General features: G+C 56.2%; 1 protein-coding gene. It reads left to right on the forward strand.

The window, feature by feature from the left end; all coding sequences use genetic code 11:
- Positions 1-41 precede the first annotated feature (41 nt).
- Positions 42-4,933, forward strand: a 4,892-nt coding sequence (locus B5F19_RS16430) for a DUF5979 domain-containing protein (protein WP_140394275.1), incomplete at its 3' end; no start/stop codon positions are given.

Raw genomic sequence — 4,933 nt, forward strand, 5'->3', positions numbered from 1 at the left:
TATGGGGCGAACACTTCAAACAGTAAGGAGGAAAAGGCGAGATGAAAAAACGAATATTGTCGGCGCTGTTGACGTTAGGCATGGTGCTGACAATGCTGCCGGTTTCCGTCTTCGCGACGGAGCCGGGAGATGGCTCTGGGACGACCAGTTATGGCGCTAATCTCAGCGACGAGGCCGTCGGCGTACCGACTGGGGTGACTGTCGGCGTCTATGGGACAAGCAAAGACGCGGAATTAGTATCTGGTGTAAACATTGTTAAGGAAGGCGCTACCAATACTAAATACGAGATTGGTGACGGCCAGGCCGTGATGATTTCTGGACAGGAGCGGCTCGAAGACGATCCTATCGTGTTCGAGAACTGTACCTTCAATCTCTCCGGCGGAACCGTGAAGATTTCCGGAGGTCAGGACGGCATCAGCTACAACAACGGTGAGGTCGTCACCAAGCTGTGGATTGGCGGCAACGTGCAGTTCAACAACTGTAAGTTTGTGACGGCTGAGGGGGCTTCTAAGAGCAGCAGCGCCGGTTACGACGCCGCGATCTACTTCTTCGGTGGCAACATTGAGTTGAACAACTGCGAGCTGTCTGCGGAAGGCTACAACGGTCAGTTCCTGGGGCTGTACGGCAGCACTGGGGCTGTCACGTTTAACCACAGTGACATCAGCACAGTTGGCACCAAGAACGGCTGGAGCTACGCCATGTACGGCGGTTCTGTACTGAAACTGAATCAGTCCACCATGACTGCCACTGGGATGAGCACCGATAGCGGCAACATCAACGCGTTCTATTCCGGCGACAACCGGACTGGATATGACGCGATCTATTTTACAGATTCGATTGTCGATTTCAGTGACAACAAGGCTGGCGGCTTTGCCATCAACAACGTCAACATCCATGTGAACAACTCTCAGGTCACGGTCAATAACAACCTGGGCAACGCCTGCAATTCCGGTTACTGGATTGTAAAGAATTCCGACTTCACCATGAACGGAAACCGCGGCGGTCACGCCCTGTCCTGCATCGGGTTTGAGATGACCGGTTCTGACGTGGAGATTCTGCACAACGGCTATGCCGGTGTTTACATTCAGAGCCGGGATTCCAGCTTTACCAAATGTGAGGTAGACCTGCGCTGCAACGGTGAGAAACTGCTGAGCTACACCGCTGGCGATCTGTGGCTGAACGGCCACACGCTGACGGTCAGTGGGGACTGCTCCTCTGACGCTCAGGAAGGCTCCGCCTGGCTGGGCGGTGTGGGCCGGAAGGGTGCTGTGACCACCACTGGTAGCAGCGTAGTCGCTTACGACCTGAACAGCAACGCGGTGGATAACCTGAAGAGCAAAACCGAACCCGTCCTGACCAACGCGAATATTGCCCTGAACGGGGAGAATGACAAGCACACCTTGTTCCTGAACCGTTTCATGAAGAGCGACTATGCTCGTGGCAATGCCGAGAATACGGCCAGCAGCAATGATGCGGATTTGTTCAAGGATGATAACGTGCGAGTACAGAGCGACATGATTGGCGGCGATGTTGCCAAAATCGGTACTCTGACCACCGCTCAGCTGTCCCACCACAAATATAACTGGGAAAATGGTGAGCGGGTAAGCAATGCGACCCTGACTTCCTATGGTGTAATCCGTTACGCTTGCACGGATGTGTGCGGCGAGTATGCCGAAAACGCGAGTGAGCATCCCAATAGCTTCGATTGTGAGGGTACGTATGTCTATGCGCCTCTGGTAGGTGTTTCCTACGACGCGAATGCTGGAGACGATAACGTCACCAACATGCCTGTCCAGGATGATGACCTGGCTTACGGCAGTGTGCCCACTACCACCACTCCGGTGCGCGAGAGCGGCTCCTCCGAGTGGGCGTGGGAGTTCACCGGCTGGTATCTGGATCCTGAGTGCACCCAGCCTCTGACCAGCGCCGGTCTGACTAAGAACTGGACCATCCTGTATGCGGGCTGGCGGCAGACCAATCTGCCTCAGTTTGAGACTCCCACCGTGGACAAGACCGCCACGGACCTGGACGAGAATGACCAGACTGACGTTACCCTGACCGTCGGCGCGACCGAGGAAAAGGAAAACGTCGCCGTCATGTTCCTGCTGGACAAGTCTACCAGCCAGGGAATGCGGGATGAGGCGGCCGAGATGCTGGATGAGCTGGCCACCAAGAGCAACACCAACATCCTTTATGATGTGGTGATCTTCTCCGGCACTGCCACCGCCACCGACTGGCAGGATATCCAGGATACGGACACGCTGGAGGATGTCAAGGGTAATTTTGTCAACGGCGCCACCACCAGCGGCACCAATATGTCCGCCGGCATCCAGAAGGCGCTGACCGAGCTGGAGACTCTCCCGGAGGAGTATGAAACCAAGTACCTGATCACGCTGAGCGACGGTATCACCTATGTCTGGTCCGAGGCGGACGACGGCAACGTGTACTGCGTGCCTGTGCAAGGCCTTGGAGCAAATGGGCAGGTAGAAAACACCGCCCAGAACGGTGCGGATACTTGGTCCATGATGTATGAGTACGGTACCAGCCTGGAGGACGTCTATGGCAGTGTAGGGAATTTCCTGTCCGCAATTCCTGCTAAGATTCAGGCGACCCGTGACGGCGATCATGTGAAGGACTATTACGCAAGTGATTCCCTGTCTGACCCCATTACCACACACATCTATGACGATGAAGCAACAGCGGGGGTTGCGGCCCAGTACGCCTGCGGCCCGGACTTTGCCATGTACTATGCGGTGACCGGCTACCAGCAGCTGGCCAGTCAGTTCACCAACACTTATGCGTTTGCAGTCCCGGAACTGGACGGCAGCGGAAATGATAACACCTCCAACTGGTCGAATTACCCCTGGGGCAAGGAGATCATGGAGTACTGCCAGTCCATCAGCACCAACGCTTCCTGGGACAGAAATGTCTCCAACGCCGACGCGGCGGAGATCTTTGAAGGCATTAAGAACCAGATTCTCTATGCCATTCAGAGCGGCACCGTAACCGACGTGATCGGCGACGACTTTGATCTGGCCGGTCTGGACGAGATCTATAAGGTCACCCGGGATACCTTCCTGCTTACAGTGGGCGGCGAGACAGTGTCCGCTGCGGAGGTTGACAGCACCACCAACACTGTGTACTTCGGTACCTCCGTAGATGGTGTGTATCCCTATGCAGTGACCTATTACCGTGAAGGACAGGGCGGCGATGCCCGAGAGCAGTTTGTGTGGGACATCAATGTACCTGTGGAGAACAGCCGTGCGCTGAAGCTCACCTACACCCTGGATCTGGTGAATAAAGAGGCGGCCTCCGGAACCCACACGGTTCCCACTAACGAGGAGGCGTATCTGGAGTATGAGACCTCCGTTGGTCAGCCCGGTGACGTTTATTTCCCCGTGCCGGAAGTGAGTTATGAGGTTCCGTACGAAGATGCGCTGGTGATCTCCAAAACAGTCCATGGTACAAACGACACCGGAATTTTGGATCAAAAATTTGAATTTACTGTTGCTCTGAGTGCGGAAGGTGAGTATACCTATCGTTTCTTGGAAGGCAAGGGTGAAGAAGGCACGATCTCCAGCGGCGACAGCGTCTATCTGACAAGCGGAGATTCTATCGCCATTGAGGGTCTCCCTGAAGGTACTACCTATACAGTGACCGAGACGTCTGTTGAGGACTTTACTGCTTCGGTAGACAAAACAGACGGTGCTGCCTCTCTGGCGGTCCTTTTCAATGAGGAAGGCCTGTCTGCCACCGGCGTCATTGGCGCAAGCGGTCCCTCTGTGGTTCACTTCATCAATACGTACACCGGAGAAGGTCCCGGCACCGTCTCCATCACCCCCGCCGACATCACCATCTACACCGGCGGCGATGGCTATGACAGCGTGGTGAACGGCTCCGGTAACGAGATCGGCACGACCAATAACGGCCTGCCCACCCCCGGCTTCTACATCGAGCTGCCCCACGAGGTGGATCAGGCGCTGAAGGAAGCGGTTGGCGCTCCTCTGGATCAGCCGCTGGACCTGTCCAAGTACCTGACCTTCACCTACGACGACGGCCAGGGCAACACCCGTACCTGGCATCTGGAGCGGTATGACAACAAGGAAGGCAACGACAGCATGGCCTATAACCGCTACATCTACCGCATCCTGCCCGCCGAAGTGAACGGCGAAGAGATCCCCATCCGGCTCCAGTTCACCGACGACGACGAAACCTTTATGACCTCCGACGACTTTGCGGTGAGTCTGGACGAGCTGTATCATGAGTACGACATGACTATCTATGCCGGCGACCTGAACCAGAAGCTGGTGAAGGCGGTCCTTACGGTGAATGATGCGGAGACCGAGTATGACGCCACGGTGGAAAGCGGCGAACTCACCGTCCGCGGCGTGACGGACAACGGTACCCACACCACCGACGTGGTGACCGAAGCTCCCACCAATGTGACCAGCGTGACCGCTCAGGTGGGCGAGAACGCCAAGTTCTACATCAACGGCAGCCAGCTGGAGGTCATTGATCCCAGCGATGTGAAGCTGTTGGTGGATAGTCTGGTGCCCGACCAGAACAACACCCTGGTCAACAGCGCGCTGGACGAGTTTGTCGCCATCCCCAACGACTACGACTATGAGGCGCGCTATCTGGATCTGGTGGATACCAGCAACGGCAACGCCTATGTGACCACCGACGACGCTGTGGTAGTCTACTGGGCCTACCCCGAGGGCACGGACGAGAACACCGAGTTCCATCTGGTCCACTATGTGGGTCTGGACCGCAACGACAACAACGACCTCACAAGTGGCACGTACACGATGGAGTATTACTCCGAGGAGAATGGCAACCTGAAGACCACGGAGCAGGGCATCCGCTTTACCGTGAATTCCTTCTCCCCCTTCACCCTCTTCTGGGAGGACGACAGCAACAACGGCGGCGGCGG

This window comes from Pseudoflavonifractor sp. An184 (assembly GCF_002160305.1).
Taxonomy (GTDB): domain Bacteria; phylum Bacillota; class Clostridia; order Oscillospirales; family Oscillospiraceae; genus Lawsonibacter; species Lawsonibacter pullicola.